The organism is Paenibacillus sp. FSL P4-0176 (genome assembly GCF_037975265.1).
Taxonomy (GTDB): Bacteria; Bacillota; Bacilli; order Paenibacillales; family Paenibacillaceae; genus Paenibacillus; species Paenibacillus amylolyticus.
This window is the reverse complement of record NZ_CP150242.1, coordinates 2515194-2538826: the sequence shown is the minus strand read 5'-3', so window position 1 is coordinate 2538826 and position 23633 is coordinate 2515194. Positions and strand designations below refer to the sequence as shown.

19 protein-coding genes are annotated in these 23633 nt (G+C 46.1%); 4 read left to right on the top strand and 15 right to left on the bottom strand.

The window, feature by feature from the left end; translation table 11 throughout:
* Window positions 1-129 precede the first annotated feature (129 nt).
* Window positions 130-2118, top strand: a complete 1989-nt coding sequence (locus tag MKY95_RS11735) for a translation factor GTPase family protein (RefSeq protein ID WP_339198858.1) — start codon at window positions 130-132, stop codon at window positions 2116-2118.
* 14 nt (window positions 2119-2132) lie between these two features.
* Window positions 2133-2810 (top strand): tetratricopeptide repeat protein, encoded by a 678-nt coding sequence (locus MKY95_RS11730; RefSeq protein ID WP_339198855.1) that lies wholly within the window; start codon window positions 2133-2135, stop codon window positions 2808-2810.
* A 113-nt stretch (window positions 2811-2923) separates the two neighbouring features.
* Here MKY95_RS11730 and MKY95_RS11725 read toward each other — a convergent pair whose 3' ends face one another.
* The 13 genes from MKY95_RS11725 to rpiA form a co-directional block, all read right to left on the bottom strand.
* Window positions 2924-3985: a phosphotransferase gene (locus MKY95_RS11725; protein ID WP_339198852.1), complete on the bottom strand. Its 1062-nt coding sequence runs from the start codon at window positions 3983-3985 to the stop codon at window positions 2924-2926.
* A gap of 92 nt (window positions 3986-4077) precedes the next feature.
* Window positions 4078-4704 carry a GDSL-type esterase/lipase family protein gene (locus MKY95_RS11720; RefSeq protein WP_017689264.1) on the bottom strand — a complete coding sequence of 209 codons (627 nt, stop codon included), beginning with the start codon at window positions 4702-4704 and terminating at the stop codon, window positions 4078-4080.
* A 200-nt stretch (window positions 4705-4904) separates the two neighbouring features.
* Window positions 4905-8072 (bottom strand): MMPL family transporter, encoded by a 3168-nt coding sequence (locus MKY95_RS11715; protein ID WP_339198849.1) that lies wholly within the window; start codon window positions 8070-8072, stop codon window positions 4905-4907.
* A complete protein-coding gene (locus MKY95_RS11710) occupies window positions 8069-8527 on the bottom strand; it encodes a MarR family transcriptional regulator (protein ID WP_339198846.1) in 459 nt (152 codons plus the stop codon). Before MKY95_RS11710 ends, MKY95_RS11715 begins: the two co-directional genes overlap by 4 nt.
* A gap of 220 nt (window positions 8528-8747) precedes the next feature.
* Window positions 8748-9185 (bottom strand): GNAT family N-acetyltransferase, encoded by a 438-nt coding sequence (locus MKY95_RS11705; RefSeq protein ID WP_036609514.1) that lies wholly within the window; start codon window positions 9183-9185, stop codon window positions 8748-8750.
* Window positions 9186-9240: 55 nt separating this feature from the next.
* Window positions 9241-9426: a hypothetical protein gene (locus MKY95_RS11700; protein WP_339198842.1), complete on the bottom strand. Its 186-nt coding sequence runs from the start codon at window positions 9424-9426 to the stop codon at window positions 9241-9243.
* Between the two features lie 68 nt (window positions 9427-9494).
* Window positions 9495-10208, bottom strand: a complete 714-nt coding sequence (locus MKY95_RS11695; RefSeq protein WP_339198840.1) for a class I SAM-dependent methyltransferase — start codon at window positions 10206-10208, stop codon at window positions 9495-9497.
* A 68-nt stretch (window positions 10209-10276) separates the two neighbouring features.
* Entirely contained in the window at window positions 10277-11230 is a 954-nt protein-coding gene (locus MKY95_RS11690) for an alpha/beta hydrolase (RefSeq protein ID WP_047842434.1), read from the bottom strand.
* Window positions 11231-11266: 36 nt separating this feature from the next.
* On the bottom strand, window positions 11267-12964 hold the full coding sequence (locus MKY95_RS11685; protein WP_339199951.1) for an ATP-binding protein: 1698 nt from the start codon (window positions 12962-12964) through the stop codon (window positions 11267-11269).
* 15 nt (window positions 12965-12979) lie between these two features.
* Complete coding sequence (locus tag MKY95_RS11680; RefSeq protein WP_076318470.1) at window positions 12980-14068, bottom strand: cobalamin-dependent protein; 1089 nt, start codon at window positions 14066-14068, stop codon at window positions 12980-12982.
* A gap of 286 nt (window positions 14069-14354) precedes the next feature.
* Complete coding sequence (locus MKY95_RS11675) at window positions 14355-14816, bottom strand: MarR family transcriptional regulator (RefSeq protein WP_036670259.1); 462 nt, start codon at window positions 14814-14816, stop codon at window positions 14355-14357.
* A gap of 15 nt (window positions 14817-14831) precedes the next feature.
* Window positions 14832-15431, bottom strand: coding sequence for a GNAT family protein (locus tag MKY95_RS11670; protein ID WP_076318719.1), 600 nt, complete (start codon window positions 15429-15431; stop codon window positions 14832-14834).
* 25 nt (window positions 15432-15456) lie between these two features.
* Window positions 15457-16128, bottom strand: a complete 672-nt coding sequence (rpiA, locus tag MKY95_RS11665; protein WP_047842431.1) for a ribose-5-phosphate isomerase RpiA — start codon at window positions 16126-16128, stop codon at window positions 15457-15459.
* Window positions 16129-16638: 510 nt separating this feature from the next.
* Here rpiA and MKY95_RS11660 point away from each other — a divergent pair.
* Window positions 16639-18381, top strand: coding sequence for a methyl-accepting chemotaxis protein (locus tag MKY95_RS11660; RefSeq protein ID WP_036610901.1), 1743 nt, complete (start codon window positions 16639-16641; stop codon window positions 18379-18381).
* Window positions 18382-18427: 46 nt separating this feature from the next.
* Window positions 18428-22135, top strand: coding sequence for an amino acid adenylation domain-containing protein (locus MKY95_RS11655; RefSeq protein ID WP_339198837.1), 3708 nt, complete (start codon window positions 18428-18430; stop codon window positions 22133-22135).
* Between the two features lie 116 nt (window positions 22136-22251).
* Here the strand turns inward: MKY95_RS11655 and MKY95_RS11650 are convergent, their stop codons facing one another.
* Window positions 22252-22872, bottom strand: coding sequence for a TraX family protein (locus tag MKY95_RS11650; protein WP_339198834.1), 621 nt, complete (start codon window positions 22870-22872; stop codon window positions 22252-22254).
* Between the two features lie 78 nt (window positions 22873-22950).
* Window positions 22951-23451, bottom strand: coding sequence for a GNAT family N-acetyltransferase (locus tag MKY95_RS11645; protein WP_339199950.1), 501 nt, complete (start codon window positions 23449-23451; stop codon window positions 22951-22953).
* Window positions 23452-23633 lie beyond the last annotated feature (182 nt).

The window sequence follows — 23633 nt, the reverse complement described above, 5'->3', positions numbered from 1 at the left end:
CTGGACGTAGGTTCCTGGGTCTAATCATATATATCCACATATTCTTCCATATGGAAGATGTGGTATGATAATCTGGATTATTACTTGTCGGAAACATTGCATTCCGTTGTCAGAGGAGCTTAGCATTCCATGTTAAACGAATTGAATCGCAGGAATATTGGCATCTTCGCCCATGTGGATGCAGGGAAAACAACCACCACCGAGCATATGTTATTTGAGAGTGGTGTCGTCCGCAGTCCGGGACGTGTAGATGACGGAACAACAGCCACAGACTCCCTGGACATTGAGAAAGAACGTGGCATATCCGTTCAGGCAGCCATGACCTCTCTGATCTGGAAAAACACCATCATTGACCTGATTGATACGCCTGGTCACATTGATTTTAGCTCCGAAGTAGAGCGAACGCTACGGGTAATGGATGGCGCTATTCTCATTCTGTCGGCAGTTGAAGGCATTCAGTCCCAGAGTGAAGCCATCTGGCATGCCCTTCGTTCACTTCGCATCCCAACCATCATTTATATTAATAAAATGGATCGGATTGGTGCGTCTGCCCCAGCGGTAATGGAGCAGATTCGTTCCACCCTGTCCCCTTTCGCATGCGAAATCCAAACGTATCAGTTCCACGAAGATTCATTTCATGGCATCGACTCGCTATGGAACCCGAATCAAGATTCTCTGTCAGATGGCACACCTTCCATTCCAGGTCTGGTCGAGATACTTGCCGAGCTGGACGAAAAGGTCATGGAAGCCTACATCCAGGAGACTCCGTTATCACAAAGGGATCTGAATGAAGCATTCCTGCGGTATGTGCATCAGGGTGAGATGTTCCCTGTGTGTTATGGGGCTTCCGGCAAAGGAATTGGCGTCACGGCATTGCTGGACACGGTCCTTGCATTTCTGCCTCCACCTGCACAACCAGTGGACTCTCCCGTATCCGGTGTTGTGTTCAAAATTGAACGTGACCGTACGATGGGACGCACGGCTTATGTCCGTATGTATGGTGGCAGCTTACACAATCGGGATACCATCCATAATTCGACGCGGGAGCTTGAAGAGAAAGTGACGCAGATTCGCCGCATGGATGGACGGAAATGGGCGGATACCGGTGCCGTTCACGCGGGGCAGATTGCTGCGCTGTACGGACTGAGTGACACACATGTGGGTGACATTATCGGCAATCCTGAGGGTGTACCTCCTCTGCCACAGATGGCTGTACCTTTGCTGACCGTACAAGTACATGGCAAGGACCCGGCACGTTACCCCGATCTTGTTGCAGCATTGCAAGAGTTGACGGATGAAGACCCCTTACTCGACCTGCAATGGTTGCCGGAGGAACGAGAACTGCATCTCAAGGTCATGGGAACCATTCAGCTTGAGATTTTATCCAGCCTGTTGCTGAGTCGTTTCGGATTGGACGCCGTGTTTGATCCACCATCCGTTATCTATAAGGAAACGCCTCGTGCAGCCGGAGAAGGTTACATCGCCTATACGATGCCTAAGCCCTGCTGGGCCATCCTCCGCTTCAAGATTGAACCTTTGCCTCGCGGAAGCGGTCTGATCTATGCCTCAACCGTAAGGACAGAAGATCTGCTGTTACGTTATCAGAATGAAGTTGAACGACGAATTCCGGAAGCCTTGTCTCAAGGTATGCTCGGTTGGGAAGTCACCGATCTGCGCATCACGCTGGTGGAAGGGGAACATCATGTCTGGCATACACATCCGCTGGATTTTGTTGTAGCCACGCCTATGGGAATCATGGATGGATTGTCGAGAACAGGTACTACGTTGCTGGAACCCCTTCTTCAGTTCCGGCTGACGGTCCCGGAAGAATACGGCGGTAAGGCCCTTAGCGATCTGGTACATATGCGGGCAACCTTCGAAGCCCCCGTCATAGGTAGCGGACGTTGCATTATTGAAGGAGTTATGCCTCTTGCGACCTCAATGGATTATCCGGTGAAACTGCGTTCCGAGACCAGCGGCCGCGGGGTGCTTACGACTTCGTTTGCCGGATACCAAGATTGTCCTGCGGATGTGAATCATGCTCGCAAACGCAGAGGAGTTAACCCGCTGGATCAGTCGAAATATATTTTAAGTGTACGAAACGCGATTACATCATAAATGGAGTTGAACCTGTGCTTATTAAATTTCTTATCTTTGGCCTTCTATGGCGGATTGTAGGTAATCCGTTCATTGCCATCCTCATTTTACTCGTTATACTGTATTTCCTGGATCGTCGTTACGTTGGGGTGTTCCCAAGCTTCACGAAACCTCTCAAACGTATGCGTAACATCTCACGGCTTCGGCAACAGCTTGCCATGAGTCCCAATGAAGTTTCTTCCAAGCTGGAACTGGCTCGCCTGTTAATTGAGCGCAAGCGTTACAGCGACGCACATGCCTTATTGCTTGAACTGGAGCGCCCATACGAACAATCAGCTGAGTACTGGGAGGCATTAGGGACAACTGAGCTTCATTTGGGCAACATCGAAAAAGGCGAACGTCATATTTTGCAAGCCCTCGAGATCAACCCCAGAGTCAAGTACGGACGCCCGTACCTAACCCTTGCTGGAGCCTTCAAAGATACGCAAGAGGACAAAGCGCTGGATTATGTGCATCAGTTTCAGGAGATTCATTCCTCTTCCAGTGAAGCTTATTATCTGCTCGGCTCGGTTCACCGTTCCCTTGGGCGCAATGCTGATGCAAAACAGGCTTACGAGCAATCGTTGAACGTTTATCGTTCGTTACCCAAATACAAAAAACGTCAGGAGCGCCGCTGGGCTGTCCGCAGTTGGTTCCGCAAACGTGGATTGTAATGTCATCCGCTATACGCCGTAATCTTCATATATCACTTTTCTAACCAATAAAAGTGCACTGATCTCTGCCCTCGTATGAGCAGAACCAGTGCACTTTATTCTTAACAACGATATTAATACACCAATATCTCACGCAGTCGTTCTTCATGAAGACGCATCCAGTCAATCCGCTGTTTGAGCTTCACAATCTGCTCCACAGCCACTTCCGGCTCATCTGTACCCTCGAACATCCGACTGATGAAATGCATGACCACATCCAGACTACGCAGCAAAATCAATCGAGGTATAGCCAGCAACTCTTCCGGTTTCAGGCTGACCTGTTCCCGAAATCCCCTGATCAGTCCCTCCTGTGCCTGCCACATCCAATCTTCACTCTTGTCCATGGTAAGGAGGTCAGACATCGGAACAGCCAGCTCCATTACCCGCAAATCCCATGTCGCAAATTCAAAATCCAAAATGGCACAGATTTCACCATCCTGCTGATCTACCAATACATTCGAGGCATTCACGTCCCCATGAACCAATTGATGCGGCAGATGTTCCATACCACGCAGGGCTTCAAACAGATCTGGCAGCGCCTCTCTCAGTTGCTTCAACTCATTTGCACATGCGGCCAATTGCTCCGGCGGCGATGTGCATAGCTGTAATAATCGTTCTGGTGAACAGAGCGGATACGCATCCTGAATTCGATAGTATGGTGGATACACAGGTTCAAGTGGTATATCCAGCGTAGCCATAACAGAAGACAGGGCCCCCGCCGCTTTACCGAGCCCTATCAATTGATCTGGTGTGTGGCAGATGGGATTGACACCTTCCCTATAATGAAACAGAGTCACTATTTTGGTATGACCAGTGAGGGTATCTTTTACAGGAAGGAATGTACCTCCCTCACCAGATAACCGCCTTACAGGTGAAGGTGTATCAAGCTTAAAGTTCGAACGTTGTAGGGCTTCCAGCACCTCGTGTTCAAAGGTGATTTTCATCGGATCATTATGTGTTTCATATTGTCTCATGACGTAATTAGTCCCGTCTACATGGAGCATGTAAGTAGAATTATTCATCCCACCCTTTCCACGCTCGCCTTTCCAATCCGATGTGAAACCATATAAGGCCAACACTTCGGATATACGTTGCTGCTCTGAAGGATGGAGGGAACCGGAATCGATGTTTTGCACCAAAAATTAACCCCTTTATCTCACAAAATGGAACTGACTTCTATTTATCTTAAAGGAAGTCCATCGCTTGGTCTAGTTCTGTTCCAAAGTGATCAAGAGAACGGATAATATCCCGTCCGATTAAGCTGCTCCGCAATGACACGATACCCTCTTGCATTGGGATGCACTCTGTCCCAGAACAACAGTTCACGTTCACGACCTTCAAACCTGTCATACACCTGAGCACACGCATAGTTGCCTGATCCGGCTCCATTCAGAAACGAATTATATTGGCGCACCCAGTACGCAGCTTCCGTCGCTTGTGGATACGGGTTGTACAATCCGATGGATCGGACCATATACTCATGGTTGCCCTTTAACTGCCGAATGTGCCGCATGATCTGGGATACATTACTGCGGGTTTCTCCAAGCACCTGTGTCATTTTGCTGGCATTTGGAATGCCATTACTTGCTTTAAACGTACGAATCAGATCATTCCCGCCAATGGATATGGTAATGATATCCGCTTCACGGAGCGATTGCCGCACTCGGGGATGCGAAGAGATCATCTGCAACATTTCCCCCGACGTCAGTCCATTGACGCCCATATTTTCCATGGATACAAACGTACGAACATTCATTTCTGCCATTCGCCGATATAAAGGAACAAAGCCGGTGCCCAGCAACGCTCCTGTACCTACCGTTAATGAATCTCCTATAGCCACATATCGATATACCATCCCGTCGCCCCTCTCTGCTGTGATTTCTCTGAACAATAATGAATTGCTCTATATCTTATGATGAGTGGCAAGACAAGGCGCGGGATGGTGTCCTTAGGCATGCACCTTTCTTTTGCACAAGACCGTGATCCTTCTGTGGAGGTAAAAAAAGAAAAAAGCCCTGCCGCATAACGCGGCAGAGCCTGATTCATTGCAATGTATTACATGCCTATGGTCCGATCCGAATCAACGGAATCTGATTGTTCCTTGTTCGGGAACGGCCACCAGTTGGCCCGGCCAAACATCTTCACCATCACTGGGACGAAGAATGGCAGGAACAGCAGAGAGTACAAGATCAGTCCGCTAAGGACTACTGTGGCAATCTGCATCATCGAGAGAACACCGGATGGATACATCGCAGCAAATGTACCGCTCAGAATGACTGCGGCAGATAGAATAACGGTGCCCATGTTCTTCATCGCGTACAACATCGCATCCTGTACTTTCATGCCTTTGTTCTCATTGAAACGGTCCATCAGGAAGATGCTATAATCCACACCAAGTGCAATCAGCATAACAAATCCGAAGAACGGAGTAACCCAGCTAATGCCTGCGAATCCGAGGATATTAACAAAGATCACTTCAGTTAACGCCATCGATGTGAAATAAGCCAGTAATAAGGAAACAATCAGATACAATGGCATAATGACCGAGCGAAGCAGTACGACCAGAATAATAAATGTGCCTGCCAGCATCAGCATTACAGTACGTGTATAGTCGTTATTCGAGATCTCCTGCAAATCTGCAAACGTGCTGGTAACGCCACCTATGGCGATATCTGCTTTTTCAAGTGTACTGCCTTGTACCGCGCGATGTACTGCCGCCTCAATGTCAGGAACACGATCAATGGCTTCTGTTCCGTATGGATTTTCGGCGAAAATAACATCAATTGTCATCGTTTTCCGATCTTCGGACAAATACGTATCAAATACCTGTGTGAAGTCTTTGCTGTTCAGTGCTTCTTCAGGAACGTACCAGCCTGCCAGATCGGAATCTGGTGAATTTTGCAATTGCGTCAGGTAGTCCTGCGCTGAATCCAGTCCCCCGGATACCTGTTTAATACCATCGACACTCTGGTTCAGTCCATCTGTCAGTTGTGTCAGCTGACCACTCAGATCCGAGAAGCCTTGCTGAATTTTCTCCTGACCACCCTGAAGCTGGCCAAGTCCATCCTGAATGGAAGGAATTTCACTAATCACTTTGCCTTGACCATCCGCAGCCTGTTTGAGACCGGATTGCAACTGACCGATTCCCGTTACAATCTGGCCCAGGCCATCGGCAAGCGCCTTTTGTCCGGCTGCTGCGGAGGCAAACCCTTCATTGGCCTGATTAATTCCAGCAGCGGCTTCCCCAAGTTTGGTCTTAATCTGACCCAAACCTTGAGCAAGCTGCGCTGTGCCAGAACCTGTTTCACCAATCGTACCTTTGATACGCTGGTAATCAGAATCTTGCTGCAATTCAGGATAACGCTCTTCAAGTGCTGTGAAGGATTCGGACAGACTGGTTAGAGCTGTTGAAACCCCGTTCAGCTGTTGTTCCAGTTCGCGGGTTCCATCCCCCAGCGCAGCGACCCCTGCTCCCGCCTGACGATAGGCTTCAAGCAACTGATTGTTCGCCTGTGCAAGTTGATCTGCACTCGTTTTGGCTTGCTGAAGTCCGGCTTTCAGATCACCCGCACCTGCGGAACCATCTCGAATGCCTTTTTCAATCTGCCCAAGTCCCTGACTGAGTTGCGTGATACCCGATTGCAACTGGGAGGTTCCTTTGGTAAGTTCACCTGCTCCATCAGCAGCTTCTTTTAACTGTGGTTCATTTTTACTTAGCTGACTGCTGGCTTCACTCAGGCCATCACGGATTTTGTCCAGACCCGTCTTGCCTTCACCCAGTCCATCCGATAATGTTCCCACTTGCTGTGTAACTTCAAAATCTTTAATCTCATCACCCGTAGGTCGTGTCATACTACGGACACCAGAGACTCCGGCTACTTTCTCTACTTCCCGGCTAATTTTCTCGGCAACGGCCATATACTTTGCATTATCCATCGCTTCATCGTTCTGGATGACGATCTGACCCGGCAGTGATTCACCCGGACCGAAGCTGTCAGAGATAATGTTAAATGCTTTTACTGAATCATATTTCTCGCCAATCTCATCGAGACTGTTGAACGACAGTTTGCCATCGTAGGTTGCCAGAAGAGGCACACAGACAGCTGCAACGATGAGCAGCGCAGCCCATGGACGTTTTAGTGAAAAGCGACCAGCTGCACCATAGATCTTGCTCTCGGCATGTTCAAGTGAACCCTTCGACGGCCAGAATAACTTCTTGCCCAGCACCGCCATGAAGAATGGCACAATGGTCACCAAGGCAAGCATCATCACAGCAATACCTACAGCTACGGCAACCGCAGAACGGTACAACATAAACTGGGCAAAGCCAATCGCAATGAATCCAACCAGCACAGCTAGTGCTGAGAAGAGTACCGTTTTACCGGCAGTACGATAGGTGGCAATGATGGCATCCCACGTATTCTCATGATGAGCCAGTTCTTCCTTGAACCGACTGATCAGCAGGATACAGTAATCCGTACCAATACCAAACATGACGGCGACCATAAAGATCTGTGTAAACGTGGATATCGGGAAGTCCATCCCATCCACCAGAAATGCAACAATCTGTTGCGATACAATGTAACTGATCCCCACCGTCAGTAGCGGGACAAAAGGAGCTACAAACGAACGGAAGACCAGGAACAGAATGAGTAAAATAAAGACAACGGTAATATATTCCGATTTCTTAAGCCCCTCTTGGGAACTTTCAATGGTGTCCTCATCAATCAGACCTTTACCGGTTATGTAGTGCTCCACATTGACGGACTTCAATGCTTCATTCAGGTCTTCCCGCATTTCCTTGACCGTACGATCTCCCTGATCAATGGATAGCGATGTTAGAATCGTTTTTCCGTCAGCTGAGATCATCTTCTCGGACAGTTCAGGCTGAGAGAAAGGTTCCAGAATGGACAGAATACCGAGCTTCTCCTTGTCGGCCTCCAATTGCTTAACTGCCTTCTCTGCCTCTTGTTTCCCCGTGGTGCCCAGCCCATCGGGATTATAGAATACAAGGGCGATCTGGCTCCCCTGTTGTTCTCCTTTTTGTGCTGCAGCTTCATTCAGAATCGCTGCTGCCTGGGTGGAAGAGTACCCTTCCGGAACCGAAAACTGTCCCTTTTCCCGAATCAGTTCACTCATGTTAGGAGCGGTAAACATCAACACGGCAGCTACAACAACCCATAGCCCCATTAACCACCATCTTGCTTTTAGTATCGTTCTCATTCGTTCTCCCGTCCTCCTTCATGCGATAGCAAAGCTGCAAGCTTCTCAAAAGATTCAATGAAAATTCGGACTTCTTCCGGTTTAAAATGAACCAGATACGGCTCCAGAATCTGCTGTATTTCCTGTTCTGTTTCCTTGTATACCTGTCGTCCGGTATCTGTCAGTGTCAGATATACAACGCGGCGGTCACGTTCATCCCCGGCCCGATGGACCAGATCGCGATCCACCAGCTTGTTGACCAAAGCGGTAATGCTGCTCTTACCTATACACAGAAGCTCTGCAAGATCAGAGGGCGTGCAGAAAGGTTTCTCTTCAATCAGACGAAGTGCGCAGAACTGATCGGTCGTTATGGTCTGCCCCACTTGTTCACGTATCCGCGTATCAAACCGCTTATTGACCATAAAGGAAGCATCCAAATAGCGGTTCACCAAACTTTTTGCATCCGGTGTACTCATTCTTCATTCTCCTTTCCCGAATCTATATAGTTCACTTAACGAACTATTCTTCTGTGAAACTATTCTATAATGAAACAATCTTACAAAGCAATACTTTTTTCCTGCTTTTCTGATGAAAACGACAAAAAAAACAGGACGTCCGACTCAGCTCATTGCCAAATCCAACATCCTGTACTGATTATAATCCATATATTTCTTAAAGTAATAAATGGTCTCTGTGCTACTCTTCGTCAGTATCTTCCTCTTTTTCAAGCACACAACGGAATCGCTCCACACCTGGGTATAATTCACCCAGACTATATACCACAAACCCCGTATTCCGATAAAATTCGACGGCTTCCAACTCGGTCTCCGCAATCAGTCTATCAGGGTTGTATGTTGCCAACAGTTGTGAGATCATACCACGTCCATAATTTTTAAAGCGGTTTTCAGGCAAAACCGAGATATGATGAATGGTAACCTCACTTGTTCCTGTCTTCTCATATCCAATCAGACCGATTAATTGTCCCTCATCTTCGTAACCGCCCATTTGCAATTCGTCTTTCTCTACATATTGTTGCAACGCACGGTTCAAGTGATCCGGATCAGGAAAGACCGAGTAGGACAATAGTTCCTGTACTTCCGGCTCCTGTATGCGTGATTTCAGATTAATTAACACCTTGATTCCTCCTATACCTTGCTTGTTTCCGTTATCGTATTGTAGTCGTTAGCCTCTAAAAGTTCAAGTCGTGTGCCGATTCAGCTCCGATACCCTCCAGCACATTTTGCTCAGCATTGGTATCGTGATAACGGTTGCAACCATTCTTTTGCACATAGGATAAAATCTTCCCGTTCTGATCTGCGACAGCCACACGCGTGTGGCTCCCTCCTCCATCCATCCCTAATACATATGTATTCATCCTTAACCATCTCCCTTCCGACCACACATTAAGATTGCCGGGTCCATTGTCAGGTCCCGGCAGAGAATTTATTGCTTTTGCACAGCGAAACGAAGCAGTTCACAACGAAATTGTGTCGGTTCATCATACTTTTCCTCTTCAATCGTCTGTGTAACGTGTTCCTGAAGCAGAATATTCCAGCCTTTGTAGGCATCCTCCAGTATAGCAATCGCCTCGGCTGTGGGCAGGTTCAGTTCAATTAATGGTTCAATCTCCTTGCCTGTATTGATTTCTTTCTCCTCCACATTGGTACTCATCGTAATACAATGAATGCCCCCTGTACGAGTTCCGACCTGTAACCGGTCTATCGCTTCCATGAAGGCTTGCTTATTTGAGACATGTTCCAAACAAGAACATGCAGCAATATAATCAAAATAGTTTGGCTCCACAGCATAATGCTCAACATCTGCTTTCACTGCCTGTACGATATGATCAACCTGATATTCTTTCGCATACTTGCGAAGTCCGTCTACGGCCTCATCCAGCAAATCCACACCGATGACTTCACTGTTCGTTTTTGCAAGGCGCTGTGCAATCGGTATCGTATGCCTTCCCACTCCGCATCCCAGATCGAGGACACGCAATTCCTCCTTGTGAGCAAGTAGGCGTTCCAGCATATCCATCACCATAGGCATGGGCCTCGACATCCAGGTACCAGAGGCGAATAATTCATTATTCTGATAGAAATTGGAATGATAACCTGCCTCTGCTTTTCGTGCAGCCTCAAATTGTTCGTTTCCCATCAAGATACCCCCATCGTTTAGTAAATGATTTGCATCTTCTACTTAATACCCAGATTGTCACAAAAAAATCAATTAAAAGCAGGCGACAGATTTTTCTTCATAAAGGATTCCAGTGCCGCCTCATATCCGGTGCGATCGACTTGAAACGCTGTGCCATGACCGGCACGGGGGACGGTCAGCAATTCCTTTTCGGTTGGGCAGGCTTCATACAACCTGTACACCATTTCCGTTGGTACAAACGTATCAGCCTCACCATGGATAAATAACACGGGAACGTTAACTTTGGCAAGCTGCTTGAGAGCAGAAGCCTCTCTAAAGGAATACCCTGCTTTCCACCGGGAGATCAGACTTGTGACAGGTATAAACGGAAATGCAGGTAGCTTGTATAATTGCTTCAACTGGAACGTCAGTTCTTCTTCCACGGATGTATACGCACAATCAGATACAATCGCTTTAACCTGAATCGGCAGAACTTCACCACCTGTCATCAGTACGGTTGCTCCTCCCATGGATATGCCGTGCAATATGATTTCCCCTTGTGTACCCACTTTTTCAAGCACCCAGTTGGTCCACTGGACATAATCCTTCCGATCTAACCAACCAAAACCAATGATATCACCTTCACTCTGTCCATGACCTCGATCATCTGGCATGAGTACGTTATAACCATGCTTTTCCGCATAAAACCGGGCGAATCCAGCCATTTCTCTGCCTCTCCCCGAATAACCATGTGCCAGAATAACCGTCTGATTCGACCCTTTATTGGAACCGAGCCATGTACCATACAGTTTTAATCCATCATGTGATTGAAGAGATATCTCTTCTGTAGGCTGAGCATCCAGCCACTTCAGGTCAGAAGCACTGCTAATGATTTCATTGTCCGGTTCAGGCATCAGATTTGGATTATCTACCAAAAACGTTTTTGGCGTACGGCGAATGGCCGTTTTGAAAAAATAAAGCCCTCCTGTCCACAGAAGTGCAAGAACGATCAGTACCAGTACTGCAAGTACGTAGAATAACATGAACGAGCCCTACCCTCTTTCCTTATTAAGATATATTCAATCTTTACTTACTCGTTGCAGTGCTGCACATGCTGCTTGATAGGCGGGTAACAAAGCATCCAGCAAAGGTTCTGCTTTCCGTGATTGACCTTCCTTCGCGAACTGCTCTATCTGAGCAAACAAAGTTGATAAATAACGAATCCCTAGGCTCAAACTCCCTGATTTCAGATCATGGGCTACCTCGGTTGCAGCAACATGGTCACCGGACACAATATGTCTGCGCAGCACCTCAATCTTGCCAGGTGTATCGGTACGATACATGTCCAACAACATACCAAGGAGTGTACGATCGCCATCGGTGTTTAATTCCGCAATCTCATGTACGATGCTCATATTTAGTACCTCGGTCGGTTCGGAGGATTGCTGCCACTTCTCGATCATCTTACTCAAAATTTCCAGCGTGAAGGGTTTGCCAATAAAGTCATTCATCCCGGCTTCCATACACTTGTCTTTCTCTCCCTGCATGACATTACCTGTCATTGCAATGATTGGTGTGGTATGGCGCATTTCATCCATTTCTATCGAGCGGATTTTGCATGTTGCCTCCAAACCGTCCATCACTGGCATCATATAATCCATGAGAATCAAACTGTATTTTTTGCTGAGAAAAGCAGCTATTGCCTCTTCCCCATTCACTACAGCGTCCACTTGGGTTATTCCCAGTTTTTTGAGCTGCAACATAACAAGCTGCCGGTTGATGACATTATCATCGGCCAGCAATACAGATACAGAAGGAGCTTCATCATCCATATCCTGCCCCTGATGCTCTTGAGCGGAAGCAACAGACTGGTTACCGTCTTTCTTACCAAGTGTAAGTTCGAACCAGAATGTTGATCCTTCACCCTCCTGACTGTCTACTCCAATCTGACCTTCCATCAGTGTAACGAGCGACTTGCAGATCGATAATCCAAGGCCCGTTCCTCCATACTCACTTGAGCGTCCTCGTTCAGTCTGCACGTAGGGTTGAAATAACTGGTTCTGATCTTCTTCCGAGATACCAATCCCCGTGTCTTCGACTTCAAATCGGATCATTTGTGTAATCTCATCATCTTTCATAAGGGCGACTCGTATCCGCACTGTACCTTCTGATGTGAATTTGTTCGCATTCTGAATTAGATTGATCAGTATCTGTGTAATCCTCGTTGAATCCCCTTCAAGAAGGGTAGAGATTCTGGGGTCACAGTCTATCGATAACTGATTTCCGTTCTTTCTGACTTGGGGTTCGAGCAAACGAACAATATAGTTTATCGTCTCTTGCAGATCCACTTCTCCCAGTTCAAGTCGCATCTGACCCGCCTCAAGTTTGGACAGATCCAGAAGATCCTCAATCAGCTTAAGCAACAGTTTGGTAGCATCCTGTATAACGGAAACGGAATTCTCCTGTTCTTCAGACAATGGAGACAGCTTCAGCATCTCAGCCATCCCCAATATGCCATTTAATGGCGTACGAAAATCATGACTGATGCCTGCAATAAATGCGATTTTTGAATCACCTGCGTCTACTGCTTGCTGACGTGCAGCTTCAAGACTGTTATTGTTCTTTGCAAGCAGACGCTGGAGTGTCACCAGTTCATTATTCATATCCGAGAATTCCGTAAGTATCCGTTCCTCTTGCTCTTTACTCCGGATCATCTGATCTGATAACTGCTTAATCGTTCTGCGTAGCCTCTGTATCTCTCCGCTCTCATTAGACATCACAACATCCCTCTCCTAATCCCTAACCATATCAAGATAATTACATGTAACTGGCTGAGACAGTAATTGTTCTGCAACCGCTATCGCTTCATCGGCTCCTGGAGCATAACCGTCAGCTCCTATCGTTTTCCACAACTCCTGATCAATATTAAAGGGATATCCCCCCACCATAATCTTCACATGTGCCGTTGCTGGATGATGACGGATCAGATGAATCAACTCTTTGGCCAGATGAAGGTGATACGTCATCGTAACTGAAATCGCAACAACATCGCCCTGATGCCGCTCTATAGCCTCTATGACACTTCCATTGGGAACATTGGCTCCCAGATAGTGCGTATCCCAACCTTCCATCTCGAACACATCTGTGAGCATACGCAGTCCGATCTCATGTTGCTCACTGCCTACACAGGTAGCCACTAGTTTTTTATCCTGACCCGTATGAATCAGCCAGCGGGAATAAAGACGTGATATGAATGACTGGGTCGTTGCCGTACAAAAGTGTTCTTGCCCCACACTGATACGATGGCATTGCCACAATCGTCCAATTTCATATTGGGTGGGCTGAAAGATATATCGATAAATATCTCGAATTGTCACCCCGGCTTCTAACTGGGCTTCAATGATCTCAAAGGCTTCTTTCCGTTTATTCTCAAGCAAGCACTGTAAGTACGATTGCGCGGCATCTCCATATGGCATGGATTCGTTGATGTAACCCGCTTGTGACTCCATATGTGTTGTTCTATATATTCCCATCTCCAGATACTCGAGCAGAAGTGCCTTTGACGGATGGTCAAATTCTTCTTCCAATGTCTCTTTGATCAGATTGAGATTAATCGCCAGGTCTTCTGGTGATACCTTATAACCCTCAAGTAGAACTTTCAGCCAGGCAATATAATGAGTAAACAGACCTGGACTCTGTACGAGCGTACTTTCTGCCAAATAGTTCAAGCTATACTCCGAATCCTGTTTGGTTCGCATTTTTCCATTCTCGCCAAATCGCTCAAGTAAATCGGGCTGTCTGAGATACTGTTTCTCCGTTATTTTATCAGCTAAGTTCGCAGATTCTTGGAGCAAACGTTCTCCTGCTTCTTGATGACTCATAGATGCACCCCTCCTCATACCCGCATCACACTCAATCTTCATTCGTGACTAATCCAGAATGAGATTGATGTTAGCTAACTTGCAATCGGGATAGGTTCTTCTACTTGATCCAATCCATCCATTCCGCTCTTAATCGTTATGTTCCATTATACATGAACTTTCGATAATCATGTTTTACACACGATGAATGTATAGAACAATCTTCCTATATTATGGAGGGCCTTGCAAGTCAGTCAGCCAGTATATACCTGTACTTTTCAAGATCCACAAAAAAAACTGACCTGCGTTATGAACGCAAGTCAGTTTTCCCTTCTGCCGCCAGTCCCAGCTTCTTCAACATCTTAATCGCAGCTACTTTCTCGGAAGGGTCAAGTCCTTCCAAAGCATCAATGATGACCTGATGGTGTTGAGGAAATATCTGTGTGAACAATTCTCTTCCTTCCTCGGTTAACTCAGCGTAAATGACACGCCGATCTTCCTTGGATGGTCGACGAAACAGCAGATTTTTATTTTGCAACTTATCTACAACATACGTAATATTACCACTAGACATTAACACCTTTTCACCAATCTTTTGCAATGCCTGTGGTCCCTTATGATATAACAAATCAAGCACACCAAATTCTGTCGTATTCAGTCCGTGACTCTGGATGTCCCGATTGGAACGTGAGGTCACAGAATTGTAGGCCCGAACAAGAACCACGAATAATTGTAAAGACAGTTCCCGGTTGTCCTCCGTGTTCAGCATTTCAATAATCCTCCATCAGTTGTTTACATTTCGGCTCGTATGAGGGGCCAGCTTCTGCTCCCACTCCTCACGGAGCATCCCCATACGAATTGAATCATAGTACTGTCCGCGAACGATACGACACTTCCGCATTCGCCCCTCCACCTGTAATCCGGCTTTCACAGCCGCACGCATCATACGTTCATTACCAGACCAAGTAGTCAATCCAACCCGAACCAAAGGCATCTGTTCGAACAAATGACTTGACCACATGACAAGTGAGCGTGTGCCAACCCCGCGTCCCCACTCGACAGATCTGTATATTACAATCCCCATTTCCAGCCACATGGATAACTCATCTTCTATGTAATAGCTGATTGTACCCACAATTTGTCTGTCGGATTCAATAATACGGATTGATACGGGTCTGGAATCGCCTGGATCTACGTCCATACGTTTGAGCATACCTTGTTCAAAACTTTCATAACTTTCGTGTTTAAGTGGGTAATAGGGTGCATCCCATTGCTTCCATTCAGGTACGTCATCACTGTAGATCAATTCATAGAGTTCTTTCAGATCCTGTTTCTCCACACACCTGAGTACAAGTTCACCATCAACGATTGGCAGTTCTTTCATACGATGAAAATCACCCTCTTCCATATTAAGAACGATGAAGCTCTTCGATACTTCCATCCGCATTGGCAAGAATGACTGTACTAGCCATATCAACAAATAGTCCGTTATCAACAACACCTGGTAACATATTCAATTGAACATTAAGGTCCGCAGCGTGATCAATCGCCTCCAAGTGGCAATCTGCTATCAGGTTTCCGTTGTCTGTCAGATAACGTTGCTGTCCATCCATCCGCCACTGTGGTTGACACCCCAATTTTTCGAGCGCCTGGAAGGTCCACTCAGAAGCAAATGGAACCACCTCAACTGGAAGCGGGAATTTCCCCAACTTTTGCACGGCTTTGCTGCCATCCGCTACAATAATCAATTTGTCACTATTGGCCGCCACGATTTTCTCACGCAAAAGAGCCCCGCCCCCCCCTTTAATCAGGTTAAATTCGGGATCAACTTCATCAGCACCATCAATGGTCAGATCCAGACGTCCAATCTGGTCAAATGGGACGATGGGAATCCCCCATTCACGGGCAAGCTTGTCCGAAGCCTCTGAAGTGGCAACCGCTTGAATGTTCAATCCATCACGTACCCGCTCACCGATCCGGCAGATGGCATAATAAGCTGTTGAACCTGTACCCAATCCAACCTTCATTCCATCTTCAACATATTCTGCCGCACGCTCTGCTGCTATCTGTTTAAGATTCATCTATAAACCCCCGCTGCTCATAATTTGAGAAATGCATATGTAGTTATTATAGATAAAACCGCTTCCGATGTATATCCGTGCCTTCTGTTGCATCTCTGCCATCATATTTTTGTTTTGTTGAAGGATGTATTTTTACCCACCATGTTATAGAATACAGAATGAAGCTAAAAAATGGGAAATTTTAAAATAAACAGTTCTAAATACCTATAAACCATCTGATATGTCCATAAATACGTAAAATATTAAAAAAAATTTAACGATACTATTCAATTTAACGACATTTTATACGACATATTAATTATAGATGTGTTTTAATAATTAGACACCTATGGTTCATACGGTACATAAGTCTCTACGAAAGCGACTGATAAACCAAGACCATGGTCGCATAAATTTCCTTTGGAGGGGATCACGGAATGATCTAGTTCACTGTACCAATGCAACCCTAAAGTTTCTTAATTTAAAGAAGATCAGGAGTGGAATTTAGTGAAATCATTAAGTTGGAAAAGCATGTCTTTTTTCTCCAAAAATTTGTTACTCTCATTTACCAATATCGTTATCATCGGGGTAGCACTTATCGCAAGCAGTTACTATTTTCAAAAAACAGTTCTTGTTGAACAGCTGCATGGACAGGTGGAACAAATTACCAAAAAATGGGCTGAAGATATCAATCCTGCCGAGGTACAAGCTGCTATTACGGAAGGTAGCTATGATGGAGCAACACAAACGAAATTACGAGCGTATTTCGATGAGATGCAAGAATATTATCCTAACATTGCACAAGCCTACATCTTCGGTGTTGAGCTCGGTGGCGATAACAAGAGATTAACTTCCCTTGTAGCGATGCCAACCAACCTAAGAGAGGCTTTTCAAAGTGAGAACGTAAATATTGGTGACATGTATGAGCAGCCGGTCGTTGTAGCCAATGCACTGAAAGAAATGCTTAATACGGATCGCCCAACATTCACAACATTTTATTCCGATGATTTCGGAACATGGACAACTATTGCATATCCAATCAAAGACAGCAACGGAAAGATTTTCTCATATTTTGCCGTTGATGCAGATGCATCAGCCGTACCCGCGGGACTAAACTCCTTGCTCAAAAACGGAATTATCATCCTTGTGGCCTTCTTGCTGTTATTCCTGATTATCCAATACCTTGTAGTTAAAAACACACTTTCCCCTATCCGTCACTTGATCAAAGGAATTGATGACGTAAGTCGGGGTAATTTGAATGTCAACATTCCGACAGGCAAAGACGATCTGGGACTCGTTAACGAGAAGTTCAACACCATGGTTCGCAAAATCAACGATACTATCGTTAAAGTGCAAATCACGTCACAAGAAGTAAATCAGTCTGCCAAAGAGCTATATGAAGTTTCCGAGCGCAACAGTGAGAATGCAGATTCTATCAATAATAATGTAACTCAAATCACTTCCAACATTCGTTCACAGGAACAGGCAACCCGGGATAGTGCACGTGCCATGTCCGAGATGGCTACCGTAATCCAGACGATTGCCAGCAGCTCGGCAAGTGTAGCGGATGAAGCCTATGAGATGGAACGTCGTTCGCAACAAGGTAACAGCGTTGTCCGTCAGGTGTCTGAACAGATGAATCTGATTACGGAATCGGTTAAGAATACCGCTTCTGCCATTGAGGTTCTGGAGAGTCGTTCACAGGAAATCGGCGATATTCTCAATATCATCTCGGGTATCTCCAGCCAGACCAACTTGCTTGCTCTTAATGCTTCCATTGAAGCAGCTCGTGTTGGTGAAGAAGGAAGAGGATTTGCAGTTGTTGCAGGTGAAGTACGCAAACTTGCCGAGCAGTCTGAACAAGCAACCAGCCAGGTTGGCGTATTGATCCAAGAGATTCAAGCTGGAATTAAACAAGCTGTACGTGCAATGGAACAAGGTACGTCAGAAGTAGATACAGGACTCAGCGTAGCCGATCAAACAGGACAACTGTTCGAAGATATTTTAGAAGCAGCGAAAAAAGTATCTAATCAGATTCAGGAAGTATCAAGCGCGACAGAAGAAATCTCTGCGGGTACGGAGGAAATGACCGCTACAGCGGACGACTTGTCTTCAAGCGTAAGTAAGACAGCAAACAGCAGTGAACAAATTTCCTCATCTGTTGATGAGCAAAAAGCATCTTTGATTACACTGGTAGACTCCTCCACACGCCTTAACAGCATGTCTGAGGAACTCCAAGAATTGATCTCTCATTTCAATGTAAGCAAACAATAATTCAAATCCACAAACATTCGGTTTGAACCAAGGAGGAATAACTGAAGTGATTGAAAACCAACCATCTTCTTCCCATTCCATGGAATCTAGCTTGCCAGTTCTGCAGATTCCACTGGATTTTGGGCGACGTCAACAATCATTCTCTTATCAGTCTGCTCAAATCACATTACATGCTTCTCTGAGCCGTGAACTTAAACAGAAGTATGGAGAACAGATGGTGTACCCGGTACTACTCTCAGCTTATGCAGCCTTGTTATTCCGATTGTCAGCTGAACAGGAACTTGCCATAGGTATACTTTCCCCCGATCAGGCAGCTTCCTATCTTTCATTACAGATTCAGGGGAAATCGACCTTCAGCCAACTATGTCATCAAGTTTCAGAGCAGCTCAAGATTGAATACACGTTGCAAAACGGTGGATACCCTGAATCGTTTTTTATGCTGAATAGTGTACAGTTGCCTCAAGCTCCTCAAATATTAAATTGGAACGTTCGAGATGATCAGAACATGCTCATCCTCGATCTGTTCTATGATAGTTCACTGTTAAAAGAGTCTACCGTGCTGAGATATGCAGAATATTATCAGACTCTTCTACTCGCCCTCGTGCGTGACGGTGAGAAAGCAATCGGTACGGTAGATATTCTTTCCGCCTCAGATCGATTGCTTTACCGTGAAATGAATGATACTTCTGTTCTCGATCCAGAGAATCAAACGGTTCATGGCTGGTTCGAAGCAACGGCAGCGGCATATCCAGATTCACCGGCGATAACATCGCCATCCAAAAGTTATACGTACAGGGAATTGAATGAACGAGCTAATCAGGTTGCACGTGTTCTGTTATCCAATGGATTGCAGAAAGGTGAATTCGTGAGTATCTTTATGGATCGAAGTCTGGAGACGATCATCTCCCTGCTTGGTATTCTGAAGGCAGGTGGTGCGTATGTTCCGATCGACCCTGAGCATCCACAAGAACGTAACAGTTATATCGTGGAAGATACGGCATCCTCCTTCGTGCTGACAACGGAGGCTTCTTATGCCCAAGCTTCCAGCTTGTTCTCCAGTATAGCTACGGTCCGTCAGATTCTCGCTGTGAATGGTCGTTTAGCCGGATTTGCAGCAAGTAATCCCAATCTGGATATTCAGCCGGATGATCTTGCGTATATTATCTACACGTCAGGGTCGACCGGTAAACCCAAAGGTGCACTGATTGCCCACCGAGGTGTAACCAATCTTGGCAGTGTGGTTCAGCGTGATTGTGACATTCAACCAGGTGATGTATTAACCCAGTTTGCTACATACAGCTTTGATGCATCCGTGTGGGATACCATTGGCGCCTTGTTCTATGGAGCAGAATTATATCTGTTGTCTGCGGAAGAACGTGTATCCGTTGAAGAATTCGCAAGTGCAATTGAACGGACAGGAACAACCATCATTACGATACTGCCTACGATTTTCTTCAATCAGCTTGCTTCCTACTTATCCGATGAAGGTTTCCACAAGCTGGCCAAAGTCAGAATCATTACTGTAGCCGGAGAAGCGTTATATGGTGAACAGGTTCGTGCCTTCCAGCGCAAATTTGGAAACCAGATTGATATTGTTAATGTGTACGGACCTACCGAATGTACAGTAGCCACAACTACTCACCGCATCAGTGAGCAGGTTCCCGAACATGTGGTGAACATCCCTATCGGTAAACCGATTCATAACTACAAAGTATACATTGTGAATGAAGAACAACAGCTCTGTCCGGCAGGTGTACCTGGTGAGGTATATATTGCTACCCCTGCATTGGCCAAAGGTTATCTGAATCAGCCAGAACGTACAGAGCAAGCATTCATTGAGAACCCGTTTGCGATAGGTGAGAAAATCTACAAGTCGGGCGATATTGCCAAATTGCTGGATACCGGGTTGCTGGAATATGTTGGTCGCAGTGACTCTCAGCTAAAAATTCGTGGTCACCGGATTGAGATCGGGGAGATTGAAGATCACTTTGCACGGCTTGATCAGATCCAGAACGTTGCGGTCATTCCGAAAAAAGAATCCGATGGACAAAATATGCTGGTTGGTTACTTTACATCGAAAGATGGCAGTACCCTCTCTGTTACGGACATCAAGGCAGAACTGACGGAGAAACTTCCTTCTTATTTTGTACCAAAGTGGATCTGTCAGCTGGATGAAATGCCGATTGCACCGACTGGAAAAATCAATCGCAAAGCGATGGTATCCCTGCCTCATGTGGAACGACATGAAGATCGCCCTGACCGGGTCATGCCTGAGACGGAGACGGAATCCATTATCTTGGACGCATGGAAAGAAATCCTTCAGCACGATGACTTCGGTGTCGAAGACAGCTTCTTCAATATCGGTGGGGATTCACTCCGGGTTATTCATGTACTGGTTATTCTGAAGCCACATTATCCGCAACTGAACATTGCCGACTTCTTTGCCGAGAAAACAGTCCGTGCTCTCGCTCGTCGTGTGGAAGTATTGTCTCTCAGTGCAGCAGTAGTTACGGATTCAGTGGTGACCGACGGTATGATTACACAATTATCCGAACACCCTGTGGAGCTAACGCCCCAGTTGGGGTATCCGCTCATTCGTGAACCTGAGCATGTGTTACTGACTGGAGCAACTGGTTATCTGGGCTCTCATGTGCTGCAACAGTTAATTCTGAATTCCAGTACACGGATCTACACCCTTGTTCGTCGACCTTCCAATGGAATAACTGCAATGGAACGTTTGACTAACGTGCTGGAAGGATATTTCGGCAAACAACTGACTGACCATCTCTCCACTCGTGTGGAGATTATTGAAGGGGATCTCGAACAACCTAATCTCGGTCTTTCCGCTGAACAAAGGGCTTATGTTCAGGATCGAATTGATCGTGTCATCCACTGCGCTGCAGACGTACGTCATTTTGGCGATGCCGATCAGTTCGCTAAAACAAACGTGGAAGGAACGGTCGCATTGCTAGACTTGATTCGCAGCAAACCTGGGGCCTCCTTCCACCATGTATCCACGATGGGTATTCCGGAAGATCTGGCACTCAGCGGACAATGGGAATCTTCCCTGCAATATGATCGGTTCCCGGCTGACTTGCATGTGGACAACCTGTATTCGGACAGCAAGCTTGAAGCCGAGAAAGTGCTCATGATTGCGGCAGAGGAAGGTGTACCTGTCAGCATCTATCGTGCAGGTAATCTCACTTGCCACTCCGAAACTGGACGCTTCCAGTCCAATATTGATAGCAACGCCTTTTATCGTATGATCAAAGCGATGTTATTGCTCGGCAAGGCTCCTGCGGCTGACTGGATGGTTGATTTTACACCGATCAACTATGCAAGTGAAGCTATCGTTCATCTGGCCTTACGTCAGGATACCGCTGGTCGTGTATTCCACATCTGTAATCCGGAGCCCATCCGTTATGATGAGCTGATCCGTTCTGTGAATCGGGCTGGTTACGAAGTCGAGACGCTACCATTCGCGGATTACACACGTTGGTTGTTCGATGCGAGCATCAGCAAAGAGCCGGAAGCTCTTCAGTTGGCTATTGCACAGCTTGAAGGAGACGGTGCGAAGGATTCAGCATATGTCTATGCTTGCCCTGTCACAACGGCTTATGTGGAGCCTGCCGGAATCTCATGTGCAAAAACAGATGATCGCTTCATCTCCGCCATGTTGGACTACGCCGTTCAGATTGGATATTTCCCGTCTGCAATCCGGCACCATAACGGCACTTCTACAGCAATGGAGTAAGTTTCACTTTATCATTAGCATTTAATTAATAAATAAGGTCACACGAAAGAAGCCATCTTATCGTCATTCACTGACGATAAGATGGCTTCTTTACTTCGCATTTTTGGGTCATTCTTTTAGATCCATCGGATAATTGCAATGATGGCAAGATGAGCTGGATAGAAATAACGCCAGACCCAACGTGGCCCCTTCATACGGAATCCCGCTTGATAATACTGAGCAATAGCAATGCCGGCGGTTGCGAGCACACTATACATTTGCACAGAGCTGTTATGCAGCAGAAGATATAGTGCATTTAACACAACATGTGCTACGACAAGTACAGGACCCTGGAAATAGCGGAATAACAGAACCAATAACAACCCGTACATCCCGTAATCCATTTGGCTAATTTCCATGAACCAACCTGCTCCAATTACAATCGGAATCCCCAGTAGTTTGGATGGCAATTTATCGATAACGAATAATACCAACAGGGCTGACCACAATGTCCACACCACGTTCAGAGAATAATGATTAAAAGCAGCCATGAACGGCACCTGTGATATGATCGCAATCCAGAACAGCCGCCATATGTATTTTTGTACGTCTCGTGTATGTTTATAACCGATATACACTGCAAAAGCATAGATTGGAAAAGCGATACGACCTATGATCCTCAACTCTATAATATGTGGAAAAAAGACAGCCCCTATATGATCAATTAACATCGTGATCATGGCAATCCACTGCATCATGTTGCGACTCCCCCTCCCTTGTTGCCGACGACACAAGTGTGCCATTCATTCATATAGTCCATCTTTTGGAGCAAACTCTTATACATTAAGTTCATAATACATGAATTTGGTATCCTGTGCATATCCTTCGGATTCATATAAAGCTTGCGCTCGTTTGTTACTTAACTCAGTTGAGAGTGATATACGAAGAACTCCTCGCTCAGATGCCAATTGCTTGGCTGCTTGCAAGAGCTTCCTAGCAATGCCTTGCTGACGATAATCCGGATGCACATATAGATCATTAAGCACCCAGACAGGCCCCATCGATACCGAACTAAAACTGGGATATAGCTGAACGAATCCAGTACAAATTAAGCCTTTCGAGAGTGACATAACGTTACTTTCATCTGTCCCATGATCACTTTCCGCATCTGTTTCTGCTACCAAAATCACCGATTCATGGCCTTCCATTCGTTCTCTAATATACTGACGTGCTGCCTCAATATCAGCATTTTGGTTGTAGAACATCCTGTACTCATTGAACAAACGTCCCACTTCGTTACTATCAAGAAGACCCGCTTGTCTGATTCGGTGCTGCATTTCACTCAACTCCTCTGGGATGGAGAGCATCGTCTCCTCCTTTGTATTTCTTTCAATTGTAAAACAGTCCTTTCCTTTTCCCCATTCATCATCTGCATCAAAGTTTGTAGTATCTTGAGCAGTGAGATGACGTTCGTTCATGCGCGCTTCCAGATTGCATCCTGCTTATCTAGTCCATGCCC